The organism is Desulfosporosinus youngiae DSM 17734 (assembly GCF_000244895.1).
In the GTDB taxonomy this organism is placed as follows: Bacteria; Bacillota; Desulfitobacteriia; order Desulfitobacteriales; family Desulfitobacteriaceae; genus Desulfosporosinus; species Desulfosporosinus youngiae.
This window is the reverse complement of sequence record NZ_CM001441.1, coordinates 5,428,473-5,451,853: the sequence shown is the minus strand read 5'-3', so window position 1 is coordinate 5,451,853 and position 23,381 is coordinate 5,428,473. Positions and strand designations below refer to the sequence as shown.

General features: G+C 45.4%; 33 protein-coding genes and 2 pseudogenes. 33 read left to right on the top strand and 2 right to left on the bottom strand.

The features are described from left to right. The first annotated feature begins 150 nt into the window (after nucleotides 1-150). The 10 genes from DESYODRAFT_RS25420 to DESYODRAFT_RS25375 are packed head-to-tail and all read left to right on the top strand — an operon-like array spanning nucleotide 151 to nucleotide 9,226. Nucleotides 151-417 (top strand): hypothetical protein, encoded by a 267-nt coding sequence (locus DESYODRAFT_RS25420; protein WP_007787444.1) that lies wholly within the window; start codon nucleotides 151-153, stop codon nucleotides 415-417. Further along, complete coding sequence (locus DESYODRAFT_RS25415) at nucleotides 407-724, top strand: 3D domain-containing protein (protein WP_042339153.1); 318 nt, start codon at nucleotides 407-409, stop codon at nucleotides 722-724. Before DESYODRAFT_RS25420 ends, DESYODRAFT_RS25415 begins: the two co-directional genes overlap by 11 nt. Before the next feature lie 14 nt (nucleotides 725-738). Beyond that, entirely contained in the window at nucleotides 739-1,086 is a 348-nt protein-coding gene (locus DESYODRAFT_RS25410) for a sporulation initiation factor Spo0A C-terminal domain-containing protein (RefSeq protein WP_052315280.1), read from the top strand. Then, nucleotides 1,083-1,421 (top strand): hypothetical protein, encoded by a 339-nt coding sequence (locus DESYODRAFT_RS25405; RefSeq protein WP_007787442.1) that lies wholly within the window; start codon nucleotides 1,083-1,085, stop codon nucleotides 1,419-1,421. Before DESYODRAFT_RS25410 ends, DESYODRAFT_RS25405 begins: the two co-directional genes overlap by 4 nt. Before the next feature lie 46 nt (nucleotides 1,422-1,467). Beyond that, the gene (locus DESYODRAFT_RS25400) at nucleotides 1,468-2,385 is read left to right on the top strand and encodes a hypothetical protein (protein ID WP_007787440.1); all 918 of its coding nucleotides are present in this window, start codon (nucleotides 1,468-1,470) and stop codon (nucleotides 2,383-2,385) included. Further along, on the top strand, nucleotides 2,382-4,586 hold the full coding sequence (locus DESYODRAFT_RS25395; RefSeq protein ID WP_007787439.1) for an AAA family ATPase: 2,205 nt from the start codon (nucleotides 2,382-2,384) through the stop codon (nucleotides 4,584-4,586). Before DESYODRAFT_RS25400 ends, DESYODRAFT_RS25395 begins: the two co-directional genes overlap by 4 nt. Beyond that, nucleotides 4,579-4,773: a hypothetical protein gene (locus DESYODRAFT_RS25390; protein WP_007787438.1), complete on the top strand. Its 195-nt coding sequence runs from the start codon at nucleotides 4,579-4,581 to the stop codon at nucleotides 4,771-4,773. Before DESYODRAFT_RS25395 ends, DESYODRAFT_RS25390 begins: the two co-directional genes overlap by 8 nt. After that, complete coding sequence (locus DESYODRAFT_RS25385) at nucleotides 4,773-6,650, top strand: ATP-dependent helicase (protein WP_007787436.1); 1,878 nt, start codon at nucleotides 4,773-4,775, stop codon at nucleotides 6,648-6,650. Before DESYODRAFT_RS25390 ends, DESYODRAFT_RS25385 begins: the two co-directional genes overlap by 1 nt. Nucleotides 6,651-6,681: 31 nt before the next feature. Further along, nucleotides 6,682-8,448, top strand: a complete 1,767-nt coding sequence (locus DESYODRAFT_RS25380) for a DNA cytosine methyltransferase (RefSeq protein WP_007787435.1) — start codon at nucleotides 6,682-6,684, stop codon at nucleotides 8,446-8,448. Continuing rightward, complete coding sequence (locus tag DESYODRAFT_RS25375) at nucleotides 8,420-9,226, top strand: DNA adenine methylase (RefSeq protein WP_007787434.1); 807 nt, start codon at nucleotides 8,420-8,422, stop codon at nucleotides 9,224-9,226. The genes DESYODRAFT_RS25380 and DESYODRAFT_RS25375 overlap by 29 nt, the downstream gene beginning before the upstream one ends. Nucleotides 9,227-9,231: 5 nt before the next feature. Here the strand turns inward: DESYODRAFT_RS25375 and DESYODRAFT_RS25370 are convergent, their stop codons facing one another. After that, nucleotides 9,232-9,420: a hypothetical protein gene (locus DESYODRAFT_RS25370; RefSeq protein WP_007787433.1), complete on the bottom strand. Its 189-nt coding sequence runs from the start codon at nucleotides 9,418-9,420 to the stop codon at nucleotides 9,232-9,234. A gap of 158 nt (nucleotides 9,421-9,578) precedes the next feature. Here DESYODRAFT_RS25370 and DESYODRAFT_RS25365 point away from each other — a divergent pair, with 158 nt between their 5' ends. From DESYODRAFT_RS25365 to DESYODRAFT_RS28865, 18 genes and pseudogenes are all read left to right on the top strand, one after another. Continuing rightward, the gene (locus DESYODRAFT_RS25365; protein ID WP_007787432.1) at nucleotides 9,579-10,397 is read left to right on the top strand and encodes a DUF4373 domain-containing protein; all 819 of its coding nucleotides are present in this window, start codon (nucleotides 9,579-9,581) and stop codon (nucleotides 10,395-10,397) included. Nucleotides 10,398-10,408: 11 nt separating this feature from the next. Beyond that, nucleotides 10,409-10,819, top strand: coding sequence for a single-stranded DNA-binding protein (locus DESYODRAFT_RS25360; RefSeq protein ID WP_007787431.1), 411 nt, complete (start codon nucleotides 10,409-10,411; stop codon nucleotides 10,817-10,819). A 23-nt stretch (nucleotides 10,820-10,842) separates the two neighbouring features. Continuing rightward, nucleotides 10,843-11,367 (top strand): annotated as a pseudogene (locus tag DESYODRAFT_RS29435) (putative metallopeptidase). After that, nucleotides 11,364-11,750 (top strand): VRR-NUC domain-containing protein, encoded by a 387-nt coding sequence (locus DESYODRAFT_RS25350; RefSeq protein ID WP_007787430.1) that lies wholly within the window; start codon nucleotides 11,364-11,366, stop codon nucleotides 11,748-11,750. The pseudogene DESYODRAFT_RS29435 and the gene DESYODRAFT_RS25350 overlap by 4 nt, the downstream one beginning before the upstream one ends. Further along, nucleotides 11,728-11,940: a hypothetical protein gene (locus DESYODRAFT_RS25345; RefSeq protein WP_007787429.1), complete on the top strand. Its 213-nt coding sequence runs from the start codon at nucleotides 11,728-11,730 to the stop codon at nucleotides 11,938-11,940. The genes DESYODRAFT_RS25350 and DESYODRAFT_RS25345 overlap by 23 nt, the downstream gene beginning before the upstream one ends. Then, the gene (locus tag DESYODRAFT_RS25340) at nucleotides 11,937-12,356 is read left to right on the top strand and encodes a hypothetical protein (RefSeq protein WP_007787428.1); all 420 of its coding nucleotides are present in this window, start codon (nucleotides 11,937-11,939) and stop codon (nucleotides 12,354-12,356) included. Before DESYODRAFT_RS25345 ends, DESYODRAFT_RS25340 begins: the two co-directional genes overlap by 4 nt. Before the next feature lie 97 nt (nucleotides 12,357-12,453). Beyond that, complete coding sequence (locus DESYODRAFT_RS25335; RefSeq protein ID WP_007787427.1) at nucleotides 12,454-12,627, top strand: hypothetical protein; 174 nt, start codon at nucleotides 12,454-12,456, stop codon at nucleotides 12,625-12,627. 2 nt (nucleotides 12,628-12,629) lie between these two features. Next, a complete protein-coding gene (locus DESYODRAFT_RS25330) occupies nucleotides 12,630-13,088 on the top strand; it encodes a hypothetical protein (RefSeq protein ID WP_007787425.1) in 459 nt (152 codons plus the stop codon). A gap of 15 nt (nucleotides 13,089-13,103) precedes the next feature. Beyond that, on the top strand, nucleotides 13,104-13,439 hold the full coding sequence (locus DESYODRAFT_RS25325) for a hypothetical protein (RefSeq protein ID WP_007787423.1): 336 nt from the start codon (nucleotides 13,104-13,106) through the stop codon (nucleotides 13,437-13,439). A gap of 137 nt (nucleotides 13,440-13,576) precedes the next feature. Next, nucleotides 13,577-13,774 (top strand): hypothetical protein, encoded by a 198-nt coding sequence (locus tag DESYODRAFT_RS25320; protein WP_042339149.1) that lies wholly within the window; start codon nucleotides 13,577-13,579, stop codon nucleotides 13,772-13,774. A 324-nt stretch (nucleotides 13,775-14,098) separates the two neighbouring features. Further along, nucleotides 14,099-14,530 carry a hypothetical protein gene (locus tag DESYODRAFT_RS25315; protein WP_157137251.1) on the top strand — a complete coding sequence of 144 codons (432 nt, stop codon included), beginning with the start codon at nucleotides 14,099-14,101 and terminating at the stop codon, nucleotides 14,528-14,530. 64 nt (nucleotides 14,531-14,594) lie between these two features. After that, nucleotides 14,595-15,431: a phage terminase small subunit gene (gene terS / locus DESYODRAFT_RS25310; protein WP_007787420.1), complete on the top strand. Its 837-nt coding sequence runs from the start codon at nucleotides 14,595-14,597 to the stop codon at nucleotides 15,429-15,431. Continuing rightward, complete coding sequence (locus DESYODRAFT_RS25305) at nucleotides 15,400-16,668, top strand: PBSX family phage terminase large subunit (RefSeq protein WP_007787418.1); 1,269 nt, start codon at nucleotides 15,400-15,402, stop codon at nucleotides 16,666-16,668. Before terS ends, DESYODRAFT_RS25305 begins: the two co-directional genes overlap by 32 nt. 19 nt (nucleotides 16,669-16,687) lie before the next feature. Then, nucleotides 16,688-18,172: a phage portal protein gene (locus tag DESYODRAFT_RS25300; RefSeq protein WP_007787417.1), complete on the top strand. Its 1,485-nt coding sequence runs from the start codon at nucleotides 16,688-16,690 to the stop codon at nucleotides 18,170-18,172. Continuing rightward, entirely contained in the window at nucleotides 18,141-18,353 is a 213-nt protein-coding gene (locus DESYODRAFT_RS25295; protein WP_007787415.1) for a hypothetical protein, read from the top strand. Before DESYODRAFT_RS25300 ends, DESYODRAFT_RS25295 begins: the two co-directional genes overlap by 32 nt. Further along, the gene (locus DESYODRAFT_RS25290; protein WP_007787413.1) at nucleotides 18,350-20,146 is read left to right on the top strand and encodes a minor capsid protein; all 1,797 of its coding nucleotides are present in this window, start codon (nucleotides 18,350-18,352) and stop codon (nucleotides 20,144-20,146) included. Before DESYODRAFT_RS25295 ends, DESYODRAFT_RS25290 begins: the two co-directional genes overlap by 4 nt. Nucleotides 20,147-20,150: 4 nt before the next feature. Continuing rightward, nucleotides 20,151-20,378 (top strand): hypothetical protein, encoded by a 228-nt coding sequence (locus DESYODRAFT_RS25285; protein WP_007780440.1) that lies wholly within the window; start codon nucleotides 20,151-20,153, stop codon nucleotides 20,376-20,378. A 57-nt stretch (nucleotides 20,379-20,435) separates the two neighbouring features. Then, nucleotides 20,436-20,585 (top strand): hypothetical protein, encoded by a 150-nt coding sequence (locus DESYODRAFT_RS28865; protein WP_007780443.1) that lies wholly within the window; start codon nucleotides 20,436-20,438, stop codon nucleotides 20,583-20,585. Here DESYODRAFT_RS28865 and DESYODRAFT_RS25280 read toward each other — a convergent pair. Then, nucleotides 20,582-20,814: pseudogene (locus tag DESYODRAFT_RS25280) on the bottom strand (DUF2188 domain-containing protein). The gene DESYODRAFT_RS28865 and the pseudogene DESYODRAFT_RS25280 sit on opposite strands and share 4 nt — an antisense overlap. Nucleotides 20,815-20,995: 181 nt before the next feature. Between DESYODRAFT_RS25280 and DESYODRAFT_RS25275 the strand changes: the two are divergent. From DESYODRAFT_RS25275 to DESYODRAFT_RS25260, 5 genes are read left to right on the top strand one after another with little or no spacing between them, the layout of a single operon-like run. After that, nucleotides 20,996-21,637 carry a phage scaffolding protein gene (locus DESYODRAFT_RS25275; protein WP_007787410.1) on the top strand — a complete coding sequence of 214 codons (642 nt, stop codon included), beginning with the start codon at nucleotides 20,996-20,998 and terminating at the stop codon, nucleotides 21,635-21,637. Between the two features lie 25 nt (nucleotides 21,638-21,662). After that, nucleotides 21,663-22,619, top strand: coding sequence for a major capsid protein (locus DESYODRAFT_RS25270; RefSeq protein WP_007780449.1), 957 nt, complete (start codon nucleotides 21,663-21,665; stop codon nucleotides 22,617-22,619). A gap of 13 nt (nucleotides 22,620-22,632) precedes the next feature. Next, entirely contained in the window at nucleotides 22,633-22,842 is a 210-nt protein-coding gene (locus DESYODRAFT_RS25265; protein WP_007787408.1) for a hypothetical protein, read from the top strand. 1 nt (nucleotide 22,843) lies between these two features. Further along, nucleotides 22,844-23,065, top strand: a complete 222-nt coding sequence (locus DESYODRAFT_RS28860; protein WP_169315937.1) for a hypothetical protein — start codon at nucleotides 22,844-22,846, stop codon at nucleotides 23,063-23,065. Between the two features lie 4 nt (nucleotides 23,066-23,069). Further along, nucleotides 23,070-23,381, top strand: a complete 312-nt coding sequence (locus DESYODRAFT_RS25260; protein ID WP_242833517.1) for a DNA-packaging protein — start codon at nucleotides 23,070-23,072, stop codon at nucleotides 23,379-23,381.

Here is a 23,381-nt window from a genome sequence, read left to right as displayed (position 1 = left end):
ACAGGCTATAAGTTTTCGCAGGCGCAAAACCGTTGCCCGCTGTCGCGTCTGCGGAGTCCGGTGGGAACGCGATAAGACTGGCTGCTGGGCACTCGGGCTTAATACGGTGTTGTTTACCCCTTATTTAGCAAGGCGAGGGAGGGCGCGCCGGTGAGCTTATATGTACGATTTATCAGTCACCTGCAAACCTGTGGCGGATGCACAGGGCTGAGAGACTACCAACAATGCCGGTTTGCCATCGTATGTGCCCATGTTGAAAAGCTATCCATGATAGGAGTGATTAGAAGTTCGAAAGATTTTTGTTATCCCGTTGGTAGCAGTGATCCTATGTCTTACTCCACTGGATGCTATTTGCCCGGAGCTGCCGCCATCAATCAAGCAATCCCCGCCGGTGTCGGTCCCTGCAATGCCGATTAGCCGTAGTGCAGCGCCAAAGCATGAACGCCGAATCATGATTGTTACGGCCTACAGCGCTCATGACGCGGGGATGGACGGAAAAGGCATAACAGCTAGCGGGGAACGGGTTGAAGAGGGCAGGACCATAGCTGCCGACCCAGAGATAGCTTTCGGGACCGAAATCTATATTCCGGAGCTGCAGAATAGGTACACAGTCACAGATCGAGGGGGAGCAATCCGAGGGAATAGGTTAGATATTTATATTGAGAACCGACGGGAGGCTCTGGAATTCGGGGTCTGGGAAGTGGAAGTTTGGATTGAAAAGTAAAGGAGGGGGCTCAATTGGAAAAACTGGATCAATTCGACCTGGAAGTCATCAACACTCTTCGAGAGTTAGGAGTTCCGGCTCATATAAGAGGATATGAGTACATTAAAGCTGCCATCAAATATCTCCAAGAAAAGCCAGATGCAATTTATAGCCTAACTACAGATTTATATCCTACTGTTGCCAAAAGGAATAACACAAAGGCCACAAGAGTTGAAAGAGGTATTCGTCACGCACGGACGTTTGCGTGTGCTGATCCCTCTGTACTTAAGAAGGTATTTGGTACTTCCAGGGAGTTGACGAACGGAGAATTCTTAGCAACTTTTATTGAGGTAATCAGGATTAGAATGGCTGGTGTCGCATGATAAGGCTAACTCCGACACAGCTCTCGGACATTCAAAGCCTTGTTGAAAACCCGGCGGTAGACCAAACAGGTGTTGACTTCCAGGGTAACGGACTCATGAAGGTCACTATTATTTCCAAACTCGACGCTGACCGCGAAGACATAGACAAAGTGCTGCAGCAAATATTTCCCGGTATGGAGTACCGAGGGACAGTCGGTGTTGAAGTTAGTAATGGAGAGCTATACGAGTTCTACTTTATTGACTGGAACGGTGAAACCCTTATAAACCTGCTCATGAAAAAAGCTCCCGTTGGCGCGGAAGCTGAAAAGAAATATCCTAACCTGATTGTACCATAGATAACTCAAAAGTGTAGACCTAAATAAAGAGAGTGAGGAACGAAAAATGTCAGTAAAAGATACGAAGACCCAAGAACAATCTCAGGAAGTAGCCCTTTTGGGTGACGGAGCCGTATTTGTTAAGAGAACTGAATCCGGTCTTGTTAAAGCAGTCAAAGCACAAATTAAACTCGACGAGAAAAAGGGTCATCTCGCTGAAATACAAGGGAAAGTTATGATCACAGGCGCTGGATACAACGAAATGAACAAGGTTGCTGGCGTTTCTGTTATTACGCCTGAAAAAATAACTTTGCCGGATGGATCAATGGTTGTGAACCCTTACCCGATCATAGATCCCGTTTCCGGAAGCATCAGTAAGGTATGGGTTAAGAAAATGGCAATAGGTTTAAGCCCAATCGGAAATTTAGTTATCACTACCTCTACACTGCTCTATGACATTCAAATGTATTTTGTCCAAGACCTTGTGAAAAAGATCAAATTTAATGCTGCAGCCGGGCGATTGTGTATGGAATCCATGTTAACGGATCAAGACAAGCAAAAGGGGATCTTTTATCGAATCGAAGGAGACTTGGGAGTTTGGGCTGATTTCAGTCACAAAGAGATTTTGACCTGCATCGAAACTTTTGTCCAAAACAAGCTCTTTGCAGAGCGCAAAGCCCAAACCATTGCCGAACGTAACGCAATGAAGAAGCACCCTGCACTTGCGACAACCTTAGTCGTTCCAACTGGACCAGAAAAGGCTCGCACCGCTGTTGTTAACGTGGTCGGATTCTCCCACGATTTCTCCCAGCAAGAACTTTTGGATATAGCTCAAAAAGCTGTTGATGGCGAACCGATTACCGTAAACAACAAAAAGGTTGAGGTTATCGATATACCATCAAGCGAGCTTACCGAAGAAGATTTGGCAACTAGTATCGATGAGGAAGAAAATCAAGAAGGTTCAAACGGGGGTGATCTGCTTTGATCACAGAGATAACCATGCGTAACCTCAAAGGCCAGATGAGTAACCAAAAACTCACCGGCAAGGACATCCTAGTAGGACCCAATGGTAAAGGCAAAACAACGCGATTACAAGCCATAGGCATTGCGCTTCTAGGATACGTGCCAGGCAAGGGAAAGTTACCGGCTGAGACGTTCAAGCTGTCGAGCGCCGATACTATGTCCGTTGGGTTAGTCACCGATACATTAACATTTACTCGAACCTTTACAAGGACCGAGAAGAGCGGGAAAGACGGGGCTAATAACGTTTCAGTTTCCCAGGGAATCGATTTATCCCCAAGTCGTGGCGAAAAGAAGGCGGCGGATAAAGAGGCAAGGATCGCTTTCGAGGTCGGCAACTTCCCGGTGATGATGGACTTTAATGAATTCCTTTCATTATCAGATGCCAAACGCAGAGATTTTATTTATAGCTTATCCTCTATCGAATCCGATCTTTGGGATCGAGCCAGCGTTGAGAAGCACTTACGGACGAAACTCCTCACGATGGATCTTGAGGTAAACAACCCCGATCAATACAAAATTATGAACGGACTAATTACGGACGCGATGAAAGAGTATCCCGCTGCTGACGATATCCAGGCAGGCTTACAGTCAATGATTGAATGGGCAAAGGCAAAACAGACCCACTGGAACGATGAAAAGAAGAATGCTGTAGGAGCAGTAAAGAAGCTCGCCGACATGAAAAACCAGCTAGCCGAGACAGATCGAAATATCGTACAACACAAAGCTGAACTGGAGCAGCTGCAGCAACAACTCACCGGCAGTGAAAGTCAGTTGGCCCGGGATAGAGAACGCAAACGAGCGATCGATCAGAGACTTGTTAGGACCGCTGATCTCAGTACAATGATTGAAACACTGCTCAAGCCTGGTCCAAAACCCGAGATAAATTACGATTTGAAGATTGTGGATCTCCAAGGGCAGATTAAGGAATTCGATTTTAAGGCGGCATTTGCAATTCTTGATCAGGAGTTAGAAACCGTCAATAACCAGTTAAGAGAGGCGATGGACCGTGACCGGCTAGCTTATGTGAGTCTAGCCCAAATTCAGGCCGAAAAAGGTGTTTTAGAGTCAACCTTAAAGCAGATTGATGAGCAATCGCATAATGACGGAGCGGCCAGGGTTTGCGTTATACATCCTAAGATTGGATGTGATAAGGATTTTAGCAAAGCGGCAACGGTCTTTGGCCAACAATTAGCCATATTGGGGCAAAAGGAAGCTGAGCAGCAGGCCGTGCTGAAGGAAATCCGTAAAGAAATTGAGGGCCTTGAGGTAAGTAAAAGCAATATCGATCTTAAGCGTACAGCAACCCATAAACAACAAACCACGTTGAATCAAGTAAACGATGAAACCCGAAAAGCGATTGCTGTTCTTGAGAAGAAAAAGGCAGAAGAAATCAATGCTGCGGCACGGATCAGTGATCAGCTAAAGATGTATCAGGGAGAATTGGCAAGACTTAAAAACCTTCCGCCTGAGGTCATCGCCCCTTTGGAAATACTGGAGAAACAGAGCGAAGGGCTTAAGGCACAGATCAAAGACCTAAAGGCCAAGCTCGAGGAGCAGGAGAAGGCTAAGATCATGTTAAGCAACCTTAAGTCAACCATGATTGACTCCAAGACGGCGACCTACAATGCTCAATGCATTAAGGATCTGTCCGAAGCTCTGGGGCCAAAGGGACTACAGGGTGAACTTGTAAAAGGCATTCTAGAACCCATACGTGCAGATATCCAGGCAAACCTAGGGCTTATGGGCATAGACAATGAGTTTTACTTTTCAACCGAATCAGATACCGGTAAAGAAGTGTTCCAATTCGGCTGGAAAAACGATTTTGGTGATGAGCGCAACTTTGATGCCCTGAGCACTGGGCAGCAGCTGCTACTCTTAATTGCCATGCTGGTGACCTTCTTGGAACGATCAAATCCACCTTTGAAGGTGTTAGCCATAGACAACATAGAGAACCTTGACCGGACGAATTTTCGTAAGGCTCTGGCCGGCATGGACAAGCTCTCAGACAAAATTGACAACATCATACTTGCCGGAGTGGTCGACTTGTATGAAACGAAGTGGGTCAGCGGTGAGGAAGTAAAAACACTGCTTCCTGAATTGGAAGGCTGGGGCATAACAGACCTAGGAACGCTTGAATCCAAGGAGGTGGAGCAAAGTGCCTGAGTTGTTATTTGAGGGTCGAACCACTTTATCACGCCGACCATGCTTAAGTGCCGAAGACATTGCGGTAGGAGAATTAAAAATTGCGAAGATTTTAAATATCATGCAAACAACTATCACCTCAATGCCATTAGGATCATCAGTGTCCATAGTAGTACAAGTAACGCCGCCCAAGGAGGTTGAACGATAATGAACCTCCTATACGGACTCAATGACCAACAACTTCAGGCTGTTACGTCCGACAGCCCAATCATCCTTAACTTGGCTGGAGCAGGATCCGGGAAAACACGGGTTCTCACCCACAGGATGGCATATCTCCACCAAGAGAAACGAGTGGGTACCAGCAATATGTTGGCGCTAACTTTTACGAGGCTCGCCGCTAAAGAAATGAAAGAACGGGTTATGGCTCTAATTGGAACGGCAGAGGGTTATAAGCTGACCGTTGGTACTTTTCACAGTTTCTGCGTCCAGGTGCTCCGAGAGTTTGGTTATTTGGTTGACCTGGAACCTAACTTTACTATTTACGACGAAGAAGATCGAACCGACATTATCCACTCCTGTGTTGATGAACTTGGATACAAAAAAATCAAAGTTCGGGATGTAATTGACAATCTCTATAAGGATCTATCGGGTTTGGATCAATCCTTAGCGAGAGTCATTGAAGAGTATGGATACCGGTTGAAGAGGAATAACGCCATGGATTTAGATGGCTTACTGGTTTCAACACGTAACGTTTTAGAATCTAGCCAGGCGCAGCGTGAGCTGCAGAACCGGTACCGTTATATTTTCGTCGATGAGTTTCAGGACACGAATGATATTCAGTTTGAGATTATTCATCTACTTAACCCAGAAAATCTGTTCGTTGTCGGAGATGACTTTCAGTCAATCTATCAGTTTCGAGGGGCAAACGTCCGGAATATCATTGAGTTTCCTGATAAATACCAGAAATGTGAAGTAATCAAGCTCGAGCGTAATTATCGGTCAACCAAGCAGATAGTCTCTGCAGCTAATTCACTTATTAAGCACAATCTTAGCCAAACAGAAAAGGCACTGATTGCCGACCGCGAAGGTTTGGATATTAGGTACCTGATAATGCCTGATGAAGATGCTGAATCCAGAAAGGTTGCTGACTTGATAGCTTCTGAGTCGAAGTCAGAAGCGTGGTCTAATGTCGCAGTTTTGGCGAGAACGAATCGACAATTGCAAACGATCAAAGATGTTCTTGATCGGCGGAATATCCCATCGTTGATTGTCTCTAGTCAGAATGATGTCTTTAAGAAGCAGGATATCCGTAAGATTATCGCCTTCATTGAGGTGGCTATCAACCCACAGGATGATGCCAATATTCATAAGGTGATCAACTTTCCAAATATGAGGTTTACAGACTTAGACATAAATAACTTAGAATTCAAGGCACTCGACCAAGGTTGGAGCCTTTCTGACATTATGAAAATAGGCACAGAAAAGGAAAAGGCATTTTATGCCTTACTGGAATCCATCAAGGATCGTGTTGAGAACATTGAGACAGCTCGTGATGTAATTGAAGAAGCGATTCATCAGCTGAGCCTTCGAATTTATTATGACAATGAGGGTTTAAAAAATCGTCAAGAAGATGTCTCGGCTATGTTACTCGAGGTTGAACGATGGCAAAACGTTCAGGAGTCCCTTGGGGAGCCTAATGGTATTTACTCCTTCTTAAAATGGCTCCGGACGAAAGACATCCAAGAAAAGCTCGTTCAAGAAAAAGTGGATTCGGTCAAGTTAATGACAGTTCACGCATCAAAAGGATTAGAGTTCCCGGTGGTTTTCGTCATCGGGATGAATCAAAACGTTTTCCCCAGTAAGCGAGCTGAAGATATAGAAGAAGAACGCCGGCTATTCTACGTTGCGATCACCAGGGCGAAGGATCGACTGTATCTTACTCGGCCGGAACAAAGAGAGGCCTATCCCGGCGGTCCCATGGCCTTACAGGTGGAGAGTCAATTTATTCAAGAAATTGAATTGGAGCAAGCGGAATGTATCGGTCAGTCTCAAGGAAGGACGGTGGGCTTCGGATGGATGGAGTAGAATCACTCGCCATTTTGAGAGGAGATCATAAATGATCGAAAAAACATTGGCAGTTCTATTTAGTGGTGTCGGCGGATTCTCTCACGGAGCGAAAAAGGCCAAAGTTGAATATGGCGGCCAAGTTTATAAATACAGATTGCTGGTAGCCATCGACTGTGATCCGGTCGCTTGCCTAAACCACGACATAATTACCGGCGATAATACAGCCATGGTTATGGACCTATTTAGCCGGGAACAGTATATAGCTTTTCACGGTAAGGAGCCACCGGCAGAATGGCGGGAAGTAACCCCTTGGGATATCTGGGTAGCCTTTGGATATCAAGTGCCAAATGTCGTATTTTTAAGTCCGCCTTGCAAAGGCCTGTCTGGCCTCCTTCCGGAAGAGTCGGCACAATCTGAGAAATATCAAGCTTTGAATGAGTTGACAGTCCGAGGAATGGAATTAGTCTTAATGGCCTGCTATTTGTACGGCGATGGAGAGGTACCAGATATTATCCATTTTGAGAATGTGCCTCGGATAACGAGTCGGGGAAAACATCTTCTGAGACAAATTGGTGATTTACTTAAAAAATATTGTTATGCAGTAAATATGAATCCTAAGCATAGCCTTGGTAAAATCGGAGGCCTGGGGCAAAACCGGGTGAGATTTCTCATCATGGCCAGGCAGCAAGGTAAAATACCGAACCTTATTTACTTGCCGCAAAAGAAAAGTCTTAAGTCGATTGGTGATGTCATCGGACCGTTACCGCTGCCAGGAGATACAGAGTCGTGCGGATGGATGCACAGAGTACCAAGACTGCAATGGAAGACCTGGATAAGACTGGCCCTTATACCGGCAGGGGGTGACTGGCGGGATCTTCAAAGAGATTGTTATGCAAATATTTATCAGGTGGTACCTTTTGATTATCCTGCACCAACCGTTACCGGCTCCCACAGACCTAATAATGGAGCAATTTCCGTGGCTGACCCGAGGGTTAATTACAATCCAAGATCAGGAGCTTTTAGAGTTCAGAATTGGGACAAACCAGGACCAACGATAACAGGGAGCACTAGAACCGGCGGCAGTAATGGTATATCCGGCGTAGCAGATCCAAGAATCGAGAACGTTCAGGGATATGGTAATAAGTATCGGATAACCAGGTATGAGGAGCCTGCTCCAACAGTCACCGGCGGCAGAATAGGAAGCGGAGCAGTCCTTATTTCTGATCCGAGAGTGGGCAGCGGATATTCGAATAAGCGAAAAGTTCTTGAATGGGATAAACCAGGGACAACTGTTACAGGGATAGCAGATATACAATCAGGGGCTCAAAGTATTGCCGATCCTCGCCTTAATTGCTCACCGCGAAGCGGATCATATAAGGTCCAAAAGTGGGAAAAAACAGCAAGTACCATCACCAGCGCCGACGTCCATTCCGGGAGTGCGGCTGTCGCTGATCCTCGAATCCCGGAAGAGACCGAAAGTGGAGTATGGATGATTATTGCCGTGGACGGTACTTGGCATAGACCCTTAACAACCTTTGAACTGGCGATGCTTCAATCCTTCTCCCGGTACCTACCGGACGGAAGGCCGTTCCAACTCGAAGGATGCAGCGATGCGAAAGCCCGGGAATATATCGGGAATGCCTATCCGTCAGACTCGGCAGAAGCAATTTGTGAAGTAACTCTTTTAGCGCTTGCCAAAGCTGATGCCAAAATCGAATTTGAACTCACGAATGAAACCATTTGGGTTACGCCGGTTGAGGAAAGAGACGGTGAGAGGGAGCTTGAATATGAAAACAGTTCTAAAATACCCAGGTAGTAAATGGTCCACTGCGGAATGGATCATCTCCAATTTTCCTCGGAATTACAAAAAAATGACCTACCTTGAGTCACATTTCGGATCAGGGGGGGTATTTTTCCAGAAGGAAAGATCAGTTATTGAGACCATTAATGATTTGGACGGAAATGTTGTGAACCTTTTCCGAGTGATTCGAGAACATCCTGAGGAACTGGCCCGATTAATCGAGTTTACTCCATGGAGTCGTCAGGAATACCGTCTGAGCTATGAAATGACCGGTAATTCCATCGAGGATGCCAGACGTTTCTTGGTTAGAATGTGGCAGGCTATCGGTGCGAAGTCGTCGGATAGCACGGGATGGCGGAATAATATTCAAGCCAACAACGGGAACCTTACTCAGTTTAGTCTGAGATTACCCAAATATATAACTGCAGCGGCAGAGAGGCTGAAGCATACCAGTGGATGCCTGGTTCAGATTGAGAATCAGCCAGCGATAAGGCTGATTGAGCGCCACAGAAAAGAAAATGTGCTGATTTATGCCGACCCACCCTATGTCCTAAGCACTCGCCATGGCCGGATTTATAAGCATGAGATGAGTGACGCCGATCACGTGGAACTTCTCGAAACACTCATGCTGCACCCGGGGCCAGTAATAATCTCGGGATATGAAAATGAGCTTTACCTGAGGATGTTGCGCGGATGGAGAACAGAGAAACGGATTGCCCGCTGCGAAGCTGGGCAGAAGCGGGAAGAGGTCATTTGGATGAACTACAATTCGGACAGAGCGTCATTGTTTTAAGCTGCTCACACGGTAATATCAAGAAGCCGTTTAAGCAGCGACGAAAACTCAGCGGTATCGACGTTGACCTCAAGAATTGTTTCGTCCTTGGGGTCAACGGGATACATCACAAAGGCTAGTTTGCCGGGCTCTGGTTCAAAGATTTCGAGCACATTTACATCATCAATGATTTCTATTTTAAGCTTACCGGACACATAAACAACCCCTTTGCGATGATGAACGAATATGTTAATTTTCCCCCAAAAACTTAAGGGTATTCCTTGAGGCGGACAACATGATGAAGTTTGGAACAAAGGTTTTAAACGAGGTCAGAATTATCCGGAAGATTATCAATACCAGAGAGGGTGAGTAGATGGCAAGGCCACAAAAGGAAGGATTAGACTACTTTTCTCTTGATGTAGATATGGACCAGGACGACAAGGTTCTCCTTATTGAAGCGAAGCACAAAATCACTGGCTTTGCCATATTACTTAAGCTACTCATGAAAGTTTACAAGGAAGGATATTTCTATAAATGGTCTGAACGCGAACAATTACTTTTTTCTAGCAGAGTCAATGTGGACATTGATATTGTCACCGATGTAGTAAATGACTGCCTTAAGTGGGATTTGTTTAACTCTTTGCTATATGAAAAATACCAGATACTTACCAGTGGTGGAATCCAGAGGAGATATATTGAAGCCGTAAAAAGGCGCAAGGAAGTAACCCTTATTCGTGAATATTTGGTCATCGATCCACCATTAGATAAGGATGATTTCAAGATTCATTTAATTAATGTAAACAAAAACCCATTAAATGCTGACATTAATCCCGCTGACAGTGAGATAAAGGATACAGAAATCCCTAAAGTAAAGGAAAGTAAAGTAAAGGAAAATAAAGCAAACAACTCCTTTGCGCGTTTCTGGGATGCTTACCCTAAGAAAAAATCTAAAGGTCAAGCCGAAAAGGCCTTTACCAAACTTAAGGTTGACGAGCAGTTCATGGGTGTTATCTTGGCAGCCATAAAACGGGCCAAGAAATCAGCTGATTGGCAAAAGGAGAACGGTCGGTTTATTCCTTATCCATCCACCTGGTTAAATGCCAAAGGATGGGAGGACGAGCAGCCTAAAGACCCGGGGGACAAGCCTCCGGAGCCGCCAAAGCCGGGGAAGTACGATAACTTTTATTTGTGAGGTGATACGACATGCTAAACAGAGTTGTATTAATCGGCAGACTTACGAAAGACCCCGAATTGCGTTATACACCCACAGGTGTGGCGGTCGCTAACTTCACATTAGCGGTGGACCGCAATTATAAAAACGCTCAGGGTGAGAGGGAAACCGATTTTATTAATTGCGTAGTTTATCGCAAACTTGCTGAATTATCTGCCGAATATTTAGCTAAAGGTAAAATGGCAGCAGTAGACGGAAGGATACAAGTTCGCTCCTATACGGGCAACGACGATCAGAAACGCTGGGTCACTGAAGTAATTGCCGAAAACGTGAGGTTCCTGAGTCCAAAAGGCAGTGAGGGCGGGAGTACGGATTCAAGGTCTCTGGACAAGACAAGCTCGTTTGGGCATGAAGTGAATTTAGATGATGATATTCCATTTTGACAATAAAAGCATTGGAGGGGACTATGATGGGTTACGAAAAATCGCCACGGATTAGAGATATAGCCGAATCACTCATTGACGATCATCACCCGCACCTTAAAGACGCCAAAGAGCTTATAGAGTATTACGTCAGGGATAATAGCGGAATAGATTGGACAGGTAAATGCAAGAAGTGCTCAAGTTTTGAGCGATTTTTGACCGGCAAGATGTTTCACATTTTTATTGTAAAGCCTACGTTTGAGAGATGACCGATGGAGAAGCTTAGAGCCCTTGTCGATCATGAACTTTGTCACATCCAGCGTGATACCGGCATGGAAGTCATTGAACCGGCAACTGGTAAAATCGTCAGAAAAGAATGGGCTAATAAAGACGATCCTGATAACTGGCACATCCGAGAGCATGACGTAGAAGAGTTTTCGGACATTATCCATCGCCATGGACTTTGGGATCTTGGTATCGAGAAGTTTGCTGAGGCCGTCAGGGATGCGGATTATCAAATGACGATTTATGATGCCGAACGCGAAGGCGAAATGAGGAAAGCACAGTGAACCATAGGGAAAGTGACGAACAGCAAGCCTTATTCCAATGGGCAAAACTGATGGAAGTGCAATATCCTGAACTTTCTCTTCTCCATTCAATCCCTAACGGCGGTAAGCGAAACGCCAGGGAAGCAGCGCGGTTAAAAAAAGAGGGGGCAAAGGCAGGAGTTAGTGATATATTCCTGCCGGTTGCCCGGGGCGGTTTCCACGGCCTTTACATTGAGTTCAAAGTAAAAGGCGGTAAGCTATCGGACAATCAAACATGGTGGTTAGAGGAAACGACTAAACAGGGGTACTATTCGACCGTTTGTTTTGGATGGATCGAGGCAAGTGAGGTTATCCAGAAGTATCTGGCAAGGAGGAAAACCGATGAAAGCACTAGTGGTACTTAATGGACTGTATTATGCGGGCGAGAATACTCAGGAAAACAAGCTCATTTTCAGGCCGAATCGCTCGGAGGCAGTGGTCGTTGATGAGCGAAGACTAAGGTTTATCGTCCAAAGTATCCTCAGGTGGTTTATGGATCGAGATATTGCCCTGCAAAGACTTGAGATATTAAAGGCACAGGAGAGTGAGTCATGAGCGAGTACAAACGGTTAACGGATCGTGATGAATTTGGCAATGCGGATATAATTGGCGTGGACAGTGAAGATTTGCAGCTTAATCTTGAGTACGACGAGTTTAACAAGGTGACGAATGCACTCAATCGCCTTGCCCAGTATGAGGATATCGGGGGACCTGCAGAGTTCGCGAAACTCAAAGCCGAGCTTGAAAGCGAAAAGGCACTGCACCATAAATACGAAAAACTTGCCCTCAAAAACGCAATGGAATATGACGAGGTGATCAACGAAAAATCTGGTACGTGGGAGCGCATGGAGAACGCCTGGGAAGAGTTAGAGGGGTTTAGTTGTGAGTGCGGCTATTTTGGACAAGCAGCATTCCCGTATTGTCCGAGCTGTGGGAGGAAGATGTCTGGCGGGGAGGCGATACAATCATGATCGATCCAAACGCCTGCCCCTGGTGCGGGGCAACGGTCATCCATACCGGGGGATGCGTACAATGCCCGGACCCGGCCTGTGTTCGGAGTCAATGCGGATGAAACAGCTAAAATTTAACGGCGAACTCTATAACGCCTGTGCACCGAGGAGAGTCAACGGAAAATATACCTGTGATGCCTGGAAGTGCAGGACAGGTAAGGTGGTTAAGGATTCCAGGGTTTTGAGTGCGCTGGGGGAGATGCTAATACGAGGGAGGAAAGGAGTTGTTTAATCGTGAACTACATCAAGGAGGCCGAAAACATCCTTTGGTACTACAATGACCTCTACCGCAGTGTAGAGAATATGAACCGTGAGATCGCTAAGATTGTCAGCCGGCAGAGTCCGAGCGAGCTTAATGCTATCAGCCTGGAGCCTACAGGGGTTCGTGGCAGTGGGGATGCTGACGATAATACGTATAATCTCATGTTCCGGCTGAAGACGTTGACAGATAATCTGAATGCTACGATGGCAGAGCTTAGTAAGGTGGACCGGATACTGGAGGATATTAGCCAGGAGTCGGGGTGCGAGTTGTATGGGGAAGTTCTGAGAGAGTGGTATATCGAGCGTACTCCCAAGGATGAGATTGGACCTAAGATCGGTTATGGAAGACGGAATGTGTATTACATCAAAGACAAGGCAATCAAGAAGTTCGCGGTCAGACATTTCGGGTTGGATGCGGTGAAGGCGATATAGAAAGGAAGAGGTAATATGAGAACTCTACTTGAGATAATCGAAGAGGTAGAAGATGGAGGCAGGCCGGACTATGAGGAATTGAGATATGCCCTTCTTGCTTATCGGGCTATGTTTATTATGGATCACAACAATTTACTTCAAGAATTAACTAGCGGAAAGGAAACTCCTCAATTTCTCAAAAAGATGAGAGCTGATAATTCCTTTAATATGCTCAAGAATGCTCTTATCAAGTCGCCAAAAGAATGGCTTGGCCCAAACTATGACCCAGACAGCCAAGATTATCAAAGCTCTCGAAAGCTTAGCAGAAAGATACTCGATAAGTTTATGGAGGACAGAAACAATATGAATTAAATCTTTGCAAAAACTTTGCACACTTTTTTGGATTCACCTGTGATAAAATAGTATCAGTGAAAAAAGCGAGCAGGACGTTCTCGACAATGAGAGCGCATCCGGCTCGCTTTATTTATTTGTGTTAGGCGGTGATGCAATTGCCAGCATTTGAATGTGTTGGATTTACTCCGAAAGATAAACGGTCCGCAGCCAATTGCGGCACCTGTGGCAACTACGATGGCGTGACTTGCCGGGTCAAGGATGAGCTTAATGAGCTGTATGAGGAGAGTCCGAGGTTTAAAGCACTTGACCGGCTGATGCGGACGAATAAGGGTATATCGGGCACAATGTTTTAGCCTAGGCAATAACACCTAGGCTAAAACTTGTTAAAATAACAATCTTCTGCGACATGGCGGAGGCGCGGTCGGTATCCAAAGCCAGAATAGTACCCCAATAATTACTAGCAGTAAAAAAATAATTATAGACAATGCTAAGATCATATACTTCACCTCTTTATCTTAGATTCCTATAAGATTGAGAGGTTTCTTGATTTATACTATTCAGCATGTCCATGAGATGTTCGGGATTGGGTGATGCGAGAGAATGAAGGGGTAACGTTAAAATTAGCAGGAATATTTCTCCTTTTTGCCGAATGTTTTCTTAAAAGGGAGGATGTTTACTTGTTTAATTTGTTTCCGATTAATGACAAAACATTAATCAATTACATGTGCAAACAGCTAAAGAAGGAAAAGGGATTAAAGTTTTCGGATATTAGAAGTATTCTTAACCGTAATTATACAAACCTGTCACCTGAGGGTTTGCAAGAAGAAAAGGATCGTTTATCTTTACGAAAAGAAGCATTGGAAAATGACGATTCGGGAAACTTTACAAATAGCTGTATTGCTTGTTTGGCTGTATTCGCTACTGCTACAACAATATTTTTTGATGTTTTGCCGCTTCAATCTATTTTTTTATTGAGCTATTTAGCAATAGCAGCCACAATATTTTTGTTTATAAGTCATCTTAGAACTACCAAAAGAGCAAAGGAAATAGCGTACTGTGCTTTGGCCCTGGATGTAATTAAAAAGATGAAACCAGAATTATTTAACTAAGAGCCTTCGGGCTCTTTTTCTTATACCCAAAACAAACAAAGAGACAGACGGCAGGTGAGGTGATGTGCCAAAGGAGCGCAGCCCAGACCGGGCGAAGGCATTCGAACTATACCGAGAACACCAGGGGAAAATAGACCTGGTCGATATCGCCGGTCAATTAAATCTTCCTGCTGGAACCATTCGGGGCTGGAAGAATAAAGACAAATGGGAAGAGCAATTAAACGGAACGCTCCAAAAGAATACGGAACGTTCCAAACGCAAACAAGGCGGTCAGCCTAATAATAAAAACGCCAAAGGCCATGGGGCTCCAGCGAGGAACAAGAACGCTGAGACCCATGGCTTATTTACTAAATACCTGCCGGCGGAAACGTTGGAGCTGATGGAAAGCCTCAAATCCAGAAGTTCTTTAGATATCCTATGGGATCAGATCACGATTCAATATGCCGCCATTATCCGGTCACAGTTGATCATGGATGTAACCGGCAAGGATGAAATGATTAAAGAGCTTAAGCGTTCTTATGAAAAAACAACCGACAGAAGTACTGCAAAGACGAATTCCACCTCCCAAGAAACTGAGTACGAATATGAATTCCAGTTTGCCTGGGATCGTCAAGCCACGTTCCTTAAAGCTCAATCACGGGCTATGGGAGAGCTTCGCAGCATGATCAAGCAATATGATGAGCTACTTAAATCTGGCCTGGCGACGGAAGAGCAGGAACTACGCATTTCGAAGCTTAAAACCGAGATTGACATCATGAAGGGTGGCGGCCAGGGCAATGATCAGGAGGGAATCAATAGCTTTATTAAAGCAACCAAGATGAGCGAAGCAGAGATAGCTGCATTGTTTGAAAATGAAGAGGGCGATAGCGATGGCATGGAAGATATTCAAAAAGAAGACTAAAGCTTTCGACTTCAAACCCTTCTCACCCAAACAGAAAAAGTTGCTTTATTGGTGGGAGGATGGATCCCCTCACAAAGATAAAGACATTGTTATTGCTGATGGTGCCATACGTTCTGGAAAAACCATAGCCATGATCTGCAGCTTCCTCCGCTGGTCCATGAAGACCTTTGAAGGAGAAGGCTTTGTTCTTGCCGGGAAAAGTATTGGGGCACTTAAACGGAACGTTCTCAAGCCCATGTTTCAGATACTTGAGGCTTGGGGAATCAAATACGAGTACAACCGATCAGAGCACTTTATTGTCATTGGCACTAACACTTATTACTGCTTTGGCGCCAATAATGAAGCGTCTCAGGATGTCCTTCAGGGCTTAACCGCAGCGGGAGCGCTGGCTGATGAAGTCGCCCTGTTCCCGAAATCGTTTGTAGACCAGATGATTGGCCGCTGCTCTGTGGATGGGGCAAAAATATTCCTTAACTGTAACCCTAAAGGGCCGTATCATTATATCAAGACGGAATTTATTGATAAGCGTTTTGAAAAACTTATTTATTATCTGCACTTCACCATGGATGATAACTATTCGTTATCTCAGAAGGTCAAAGATCGGTTCCGCCGGATGTTCTCTGGGGTATTTTTCAAGCGTTACATTCTTGGCCTTTGGGTTATGGCTGAAGGCGTCATATATGACATGTTCGATGAGGTGCGGCATAAGGTCCCAGCAGTTGATCGAAAGTACACGATGTTCTATGTTAGCGGTGACTATGGTACCCAGAACCCGACAACCTTCAGCCTTTGGGGAAAATACTCAGGGAAATGGTATAAGGTTAAAGAGTACTATTATTCCGGAAGGGACAAAGGAAAGCAGAAGACAGATGAAGAGTTCTATCAGGATCTTGAGAAATTCATAGGGGATATAAAGGTTAAGGCAGTGATCGTGGATCCGAGCGCTGCTTCTTTTATTGCCACGATTAAGAAGCACGGTAAGTTCAAGGTCAAGAATGCCAAGAACGATGTACTGGAGGGTATCCGGAATGTAGCTACGGCGCTAAGCGACGAGCTGATTCTTTATAATGACTCCTGCCTTAATACGTTTCGGGAATTCTTCTCTTACGTCTGGGACGAAAAGGCGGCAGAGCGTGGAGAAGATAAGCCGGCTAAGCTGAATGACCACTGCATGGATGCAGATCGGTATTTTGTCAATACCATATTGTTCCATAAACCCGGGGTCTATTTCGATTGAGGAAAAGAGGTGAAAAGAATTGCCTATCATCACAGAGAATGAGCGAATAGCCACAATTATAAAAGCCGGATCCCGGACGGCTATGAACCTTGAGGAAATCATCAAACTAGAGATCAGCGAATGGAAGGCATCAGAAGAACTAGGTTGGATGTACGTCGGGCAGAGGTATTATGCCAATAATCCGGATATCCTACGACGAAAGCGCTTGGTGATCGGCGAAGGCGGTCAATTGGTTGAGGATAAGAATTTAGCAAACAATAAGCTTGTTCATAACTTCCTAAAGAAGCTGGTAAAGCAGAAAGTCGGGTACCTTTTATCCAAGCCTCTATCTATTCAGACAGATAACACGGCATACCAAGAGCTTTTGCAGAAGTATTTTAACAAGGCCTTTCTACAAGCACTCAAGAACTTGGGTAAAGAGGCCATTATCAAGGGAAAAGCGTGGCTCCACATCTATTACAATGACCAGGGACTTCTTTCGCTTAAGCGAATCCCTGCAGAGGAGATCATCCCCCTTTGGCGTGATACTGAACATACGATGCTTGATGCCCTGATACGGATCTATGAAGTAGAAACGTACCTCGGGATTACCAAAACGATTGTAACTAAAGTAGAGTTTTGGGATACCAGTGGCGTGAAGAGATATATTCTGTCCGATGATCAGCTTACACCCGATTTTGAACAGGGGGAATGGGATAGCCATTTTAGACTCCTTGTGAATAAGGCAGAGGGCGGGAAGCCCGGGGAAAAGCTTTACAACTGGGAGCGCATTCCCTTTATTTGTTTTAAGTACAACGATGATGAGGTTCCTTTGATTAAAGATGTTAAATCTCTCGTTGATGATTATGACAAGCGAAAATCAAGCAATTCCAACGATCTTGACGATTTACCCAATAGTATTTATGTGATCAAAGATTATGATGGCACGGATCTGGGCGAATTCCGGCATAACTTGTCCGTATATCGAGCTGTTAAGGTCACGGAAGATGGCGGGTTAGAGACCAAGAGCCTGGAAATCAATACAGAAGCCTACAAAAATCACATGGAGATGGACCGGAAGGATATTTACGAATTCGGACGCGGTGTGGACACCCAGTCTGACAAATTTGGGAATAGCCCTTCCGGCATTGCTTTAAAGTTCCTTTATTCGGACTTGGACATGGATGCTAACGATTTTGAGGCGGAATTCCAGGCCGGATTAGAGCAATTGAGATGGTTTATTGATCAGCATATCGCTAATACAGCAAGGCAGGATTTCTCGGAGGAAACCGTTGATTTTATCCTAAATCGCGACATCTTGATGAACGAAACGGATACAATCACGAATGCTAAGAATAGCGTGGGAATTATCTCCGATGAGACGGTCATATCAAATCACCCCTGGGTAACGGATGCCAAGGATGAATTAAAACGGGTTAAAGAAGAGAGAGAAGAAAGCCTTAGCGATTATCCGGGATTAGGGGGTGAGAATAATGTTGGAAAAGATGACGGAAGCGAAGATTAATAGCCTGATCCAAAAGGCTTGTGATGGCCTGATAAACCAAGTTGAACAAGGGCTCATTGACAAGGAATCATTTGACGCAGTTTCCGGTTTGATCGAAGCCGTTAATAATGGGAGCTGCCCTGAAAATGATACCAATGTAATGGGCTTCTGTGTTTGTCCGGAAACGAGTGAGACCGAATGAAGCCGGCAGAGTATTGGCAGAAGCGTTTTGAGCAGCTGGCCCAAAGTCAATTTGACAAGGCGGATGAGTATACAAAAGCCCTTCGCAAAGAATACGATCGGGCTATTCGATCTATCCAGCGTGACATAGAAGTTTTCTACCAGCGCTATGCCGATAACAATGGCATTGTCGATCTGGCCGAAGCAAAGCGGCAACTCAACGCTAAGGAGCTAAAGGAGTTTCGATGGACACTTGAAGAATTCATGGAAAAGGCCAAAGATAATGCGGACGGTCGCTGGACGCAACAGCTAGACAATGCATACTACCGTACCCGGGTCAGCCGTTTTGAAGCCCTACAAATGCAGATCAATCAACAAGTCGAGATGCTGGCCGGGAGTAAGCAGCAGGGTACCGGGGATCTCTTGGGTAGCGCCTATACTGACACGTATTACCGAACCCTTTTTGAGATTCAGTCAGGCACAGGCATAGGAGTCTCTTTTGCTCGTGTAGACCATAAAGGTCTGGAAACGGTCCTTAAAGCCAAGCTTGATGGAGCGAACTGGTCACAACGGATATGGAACGATCGAGACAAGCTGAAGCAAGAGTTGTACACCAAGCTATCTCAATCATTTATTCGTGGTGATAGCATTGACCGAACGACTCAGGATCTGGCCAAGAGAATGAATGTGTCCTACTCAAAGGCTTACCGACTGGTGCAGACAGAGACAGCATTTTTTGTTGAGCAGGCCACAATGAACAGCTATAGTGAAAGCGGTGTTGTTGATCGGTATGAATTTCTAGCAACGCTAGAACTTGGAACCAAAAAGGGAGGCACATGTGAAATCTGTCAAGGACTTGACGGGAAAGTCTTTAAGATATCTGAGCAGGAAATTGGTATAAATAATCCGCCAATTCATTGCCATTGTCGTTGTACAACAGTCCCCTATTTCGACGATGATGAAGGTATCGGCGAGAGAATAGCCCGGGACCCGAAGACACGAGAAACCTATACCGTTTCTGAAAATATGACTTATCCTGAATGGTACAAGAAGCATGTTGTAGATAAGTATGGTCAAGGCCAAACTGAGATTATGCAGAAAAAGGCTGCTAATGTCTACTCGGATCAAGAGCAGTACGCTCGTTATAAAAAGATTCTCGGCAAAGATGCGCCGAAAACCTTTGATGACTTCAGGGATTTGAAGTATACTGAAGCTGAGAAGTGGGGCACCCTTAAGGCGGATTACCGAAAGCTGAATGCTTACGATAAGATTATTGCCAAGGAACCGGGCATAACCAAGGACTTGAAAGAAGTCTCTGAAGCTACTAAAACTGAAATGGTTGGGCTTGATTATCGGATCAAAAGCAAAGAATCCTACTTGCGCAAGGTCAACATGGATAGTAAGGAGAGCTTGAGCCCTCAGGTTATTGACAATACTATCTCAGGGACTAACGATGTGATCCGCTATACTTATCAGGCTCCCCATAGTAAGTTGGTAGGTCAATATGCCGTGGTGAATCAGGCGCTGGCTAAGAAAGGTTATTCTCTCGTAAAACTCAAGAACACCTGGCCGGTTAAGGCGAATCCCTACAAGGGCATTAACTGCACTTACCAATCTCCAAATGGGCAAAAGTTTGAGGTTCAGTATCATACACCGGAAAGCTTTAAGCTCAAAAATGGAGAGATGCACAGCCTGTATGAAAAATGGAGGCTCATGAAGAACAAGGCTGATCCCGAAGCCGTGAAGCTCTCAAGGCAGATGAATGAGCTATCCAAGAATCTTAAAGTCCCGGATGGAATAGAAACGCTGAGGTGAGATAATGGACACAACTTATTATTATTTGACTGACCTGAATCAGGTTGGCAAGATAGAGGACTTTGTGCCGTATCTACATGACAAAGAAAAAGGCTGGATCGTGGACAATGATAATCTGTTGATGGATAGGGTCATGGGATATGACGGAGACGGCATTGGAAGCTCGGACATGGTATTTAGAGCGGATGAAATTTCTGGAGCTAAGGCCATGCGATTAATTGAAAACGGTTAAAGCCATCTATCGGTTTCGATAGGTGGTATTTTTATTTCAGGAGAGGAGGGAGCAAATATGGAGGATTTTAGAGTTCTATCAAATCAGTTCACAAAAATTGTAATTGAAACCGATGAAGAAAACCCTAAAACCATTGCCGCAATCACAAATGAGGATGTAGATGTAAGCGATGGCTTTAGGGTAAGAATGACGCCAACATACGATTAGTGCTCGGTATCTTTGGGAGGATTGGGGTCCTTGCCGTAGCTGTCTTTTGACTGAATTCTACCGTTTCCGCCTTGAATAATTAATTCTGAGCCCTGATTCTTGGCAATGGCTTTGCCATAGTCAATGGCATCTTTTTGTTTTCAAATTGTTTAGTATCGCGCTCGTTACCTTCGCCATGAACGCCCCATTTTCCATTACCTCTGGGCGACACCCATTGATTTTTGCCCATATGAAAGTTCTCCTTTCCTAGATATTCAGCGAGTAAGTGCTGATAAGAAAATTATACCAGATTTGGCACCTGTGACGAGGTGTCTTTTATTATGCCGCCATTTTGGAATTTTGGGCGTTAACTACAAAGTCATCACCGGACACGACCGGGTTAAAAGTGAAGATGAGAGGACGGATATAAAATGACTAAAGAACAATTTGTCGCTTTAGGGTTGAGCGAAGAGCAAGCAGAGAAAGCCGCTCAGGCATCTCAGGAAGAGCTCAAAGGATATATTCCCAAGGTTCGTTTTGACGAGGTCAACGAGGCAAAAAAGAAATCCGAAGAAGCGTTGAAGGAACGGGATGGGCAGCTGGCCGATCTAAAGAAGTCTGCCGGAGACAACGAAACCCTTAAAGGTCAAATTGAGCAGCTTCAAAAAGACAATAAGAAAAAGGAGGAAGAGTACCAGGCGAAGCTGCGGGATATGTCCATCTCGACGGCAATTAAGCTTTCTGTGGCCGGTGATGCTCACGACCCGGATTTGATTTCCACACTTCTTGATAAAACCAAAATTGATGTTAATGAGGATGGGACTATTAAATCAGGATTAGACGATCAACTCAAAGCCCTGCGGGAAAGCAAGGCTTTTTTGTTTGTCGAGAAGAAGGATCCGGCAGACCCCCAATTCAAAGGGGCTCAACCTCATGAAAGTAAGAGGCATAAAAGCGGAGATGGTCAGGTCAATCCATGGAAGAAGGAAACCTTTAATTTGACGGAGCAAGGCCGACTCCTGCGGGATAATCCCGATCTAGCAAAGCAACTCCAGGCTATAGCTAAACAATAAAAATAACTTATGAGGTGATGTTAACATGCCAGCAACACGTATAGCGGACGTGATCGTCCCCGAAGTATTTAACCCTTATTTAATTCAACGCACAGCAGAACTTTCGGCCTTGGTGCAATCTGGGATTGTTGTTCCGGATTCGCAATTGGACGAACTTGCGGCAACCGGAGGAACCATCCTTAATATGCCGTTCTGGAACGACCTAACAGGTGACTCTGAAATCCTTAGCGATACAACCCCTTTATCGGTAAATCACATTGTCGCTGCCAAAGATATGTCTCGATTGCATACCAGGGGCAAAGCGTGGGGGGCCAACGACCTTGCCAAAGCTCTGTCTGGGGACGATCCCCTTCGGGCTATTGCTGATCTTGTGGCGGCATGGTGGAACAGGGATCGCCAGAAAATGCTGTTCAGTACATTGAAAGGTGTATTTGCAACGCCTAGTATGGCCGGCAACAAGCATGACATTTCCGGAGCTGCCGGCTCTGCTGCCGTCATTAGCGCAACCACGACCGTTGACGCCCAACAGAAGCTTGGAGACGCCGCCGACAAGCTTACAGCCTTCTCTATGCACAGCGCCGTTTACAGCAAACTGCTGAAGGACCAGTTGATTGAATGGCAGAAAGACCCTGTGACCGGCGCTGCTTTTGCCGCTTACCTGGGCAAGCGGGTTCTCGTGGACGATGGACACCCCAATGCAGCCGGTGTCTACACTACTTACCTGTTTGGACCAGGGGCGATCGGTTTTGGCAATGGGGCTGCACCAGTACCCACGGAAACGGATCGCGACAGCCTGCAGGGCGACGATATTCTTGTCAACCGGCAGCATTTTATCCTGCACCCACGGGGCGTAAAATGGACGGAGGATTCAGTGACAGGGGTATCCCCCACTAACGCAGAGTTGGAAACCCCGGATAATTGGGAGAGAGTATATGAGAATAAGAATATCCGTATAGTTCAGTTTGTCCATAAGATAGCGTAAGGGGGGCTGCAAAATGCCAGATTTAAGCAGTGTTAAATCCAGAACAACGCCAGTGGGAAAAATCCATGGAGTGATTAAATGCCTGGAAAAGTTGGAAAGCGGCGAGGGCGGATCTATTTCCGCCTCTGCTGTTACTGTATCTGAAATTCCCGGAGTTACAGGAACAGACGTTCAATCGATCCTGGCTGAATTTGCAGCCAGGATCGCCACGCTGGAGGAGTAAAATGAGTGCCACTGCATTTATCCGTGCCCGCAGGTTGGCGGAAGAAAAGAAAAAAGAAGCCGATCTGGAAGGGCATAAAGATCAGAACGAGCCGGGCTCCCCAGGAAATAAAAAAGCAAGCGGGCAAGAAGGGGAGATGAGGAAAGATAATGCACCCAAGCGATCCAAGCAACCAAGAAACTATCCTAACAAAGGTAAAAAATCGCCTGGAGTTGAAAACTGAGGATATGGATAGCTTAATAAAAGATTACATTGAAGAACTCGGATGGCGAATTTTGCATTATTGCAACCTTTTAGATATCCCGAACTCTTTAAAATTCACCTGGGTATCGATGACTATTGACGCTGTCCGGATTGACCTTCCCCATGTGGATGAAATCTCCGATACGGTCGGCGGCTCTGAAGCCGTGAAAATTGGAGATACACAGGTAAGCCCCGGAAGAGGAGACGGGGTGTCTAATACTTCGAAGTCCTCAATTGATCAAGTCGTTTTGAATTACAAAATCGATTTGAACCGATACCGAAAGCTTAGGTGGTAG

Bases quoted from the DNA above. Each gene is read 5' to 3' on its own strand.
- DESYODRAFT_RS25405 (WP_007787442.1), top strand. From the start codon at position 1,083: ATGATAAGGCTAACTCCGACACAGCTCTCGGACATTCAAAGCCTTGTT.
- DESYODRAFT_RS25360 (WP_007787431.1), top strand. From the start codon at position 10,409: ATGCTAAACAGAGTTGTATTAATCGGCAGACTTACGAAAGACCCCGAA.
- DESYODRAFT_RS25270 (WP_007780449.1), top strand. From the start codon at position 21,663: ATGCCAGCAACACGTATAGCGGACGTGATCGTCCCCGAAGTATTTAAC.
- DESYODRAFT_RS25340 (WP_007787428.1), top strand. From the start codon at position 11,937: ATGAGCGAGTACAAACGGTTAACGGATCGTGATGAATTTGGCAATGCG.
- DESYODRAFT_RS25415 (WP_042339153.1), top strand. From the start codon at position 407: ATGCCGATTAGCCGTAGTGCAGCGCCAAAGCATGAACGCCGAATCATG.
- DESYODRAFT_RS25295 (WP_007787415.1), top strand. From the start codon at position 18,141: ATGTTGGAAAAGATGACGGAAGCGAAGATTAATAGCCTGATCCAAAAG.
- DESYODRAFT_RS25290 (WP_007787413.1), top strand. From the start codon at position 18,350: ATGAAGCCGGCAGAGTATTGGCAGAAGCGTTTTGAGCAGCTGGCCCAA.
- DESYODRAFT_RS25335 (WP_007787427.1), top strand. From the start codon at position 12,454: ATGAAACAGCTAAAATTTAACGGCGAACTCTATAACGCCTGTGCACCG.
- DESYODRAFT_RS25375 (WP_007787434.1), top strand. From the start codon at position 8,420: ATGAAAACAGTTCTAAAATACCCAGGTAGTAAATGGTCCACTGCGGAA.
- DESYODRAFT_RS25285 (WP_007780440.1), top strand. From the start codon at position 20,151: ATGGACACAACTTATTATTATTTGACTGACCTGAATCAGGTTGGCAAG.
- DESYODRAFT_RS28865 (WP_007780443.1), top strand. From the start codon at position 20,436: ATGGAGGATTTTAGAGTTCTATCAAATCAGTTCACAAAAATTGTAATT.
- DESYODRAFT_RS25400 (WP_007787440.1), top strand. From the start codon at position 1,468: ATGTCAGTAAAAGATACGAAGACCCAAGAACAATCTCAGGAAGTAGCC.
- DESYODRAFT_RS25305 (WP_007787418.1), top strand. From the start codon at position 15,400: ATGGCATGGAAGATATTCAAAAAGAAGACTAAAGCTTTCGACTTCAAA.
- DESYODRAFT_RS25265 (WP_007787408.1), top strand. From the start codon at position 22,633: ATGCCAGATTTAAGCAGTGTTAAATCCAGAACAACGCCAGTGGGAAAA.
- DESYODRAFT_RS28860 (WP_169315937.1), top strand. From the start codon at position 22,844: ATGAGTGCCACTGCATTTATCCGTGCCCGCAGGTTGGCGGAAGAAAAG.
- DESYODRAFT_RS25380 (WP_007787435.1), top strand. From the start codon at position 6,682: ATGATCGAAAAAACATTGGCAGTTCTATTTAGTGGTGTCGGCGGATTC.
- DESYODRAFT_RS25365 (WP_007787432.1), top strand. From the start codon at position 9,579: ATGGCAAGGCCACAAAAGGAAGGATTAGACTACTTTTCTCTTGATGTA.
- DESYODRAFT_RS25325 (WP_007787423.1), top strand. From the start codon at position 13,104: ATGAGAACTCTACTTGAGATAATCGAAGAGGTAGAAGATGGAGGCAGG.
- DESYODRAFT_RS25275 (WP_007787410.1), top strand. From the start codon at position 20,996: ATGACTAAAGAACAATTTGTCGCTTTAGGGTTGAGCGAAGAGCAAGCA.
- DESYODRAFT_RS25345 (WP_007787429.1), top strand. From the start codon at position 11,728: ATGAAAGCACTAGTGGTACTTAATGGACTGTATTATGCGGGCGAGAAT.
- DESYODRAFT_RS25260 (WP_242833517.1), top strand. From the start codon at position 23,070: ATGGATAGCTTAATAAAAGATTACATTGAAGAACTCGGATGGCGAATT.
- DESYODRAFT_RS25385 (WP_007787436.1), top strand. From the start codon at position 4,773: ATGAACCTCCTATACGGACTCAATGACCAACAACTTCAGGCTGTTACG.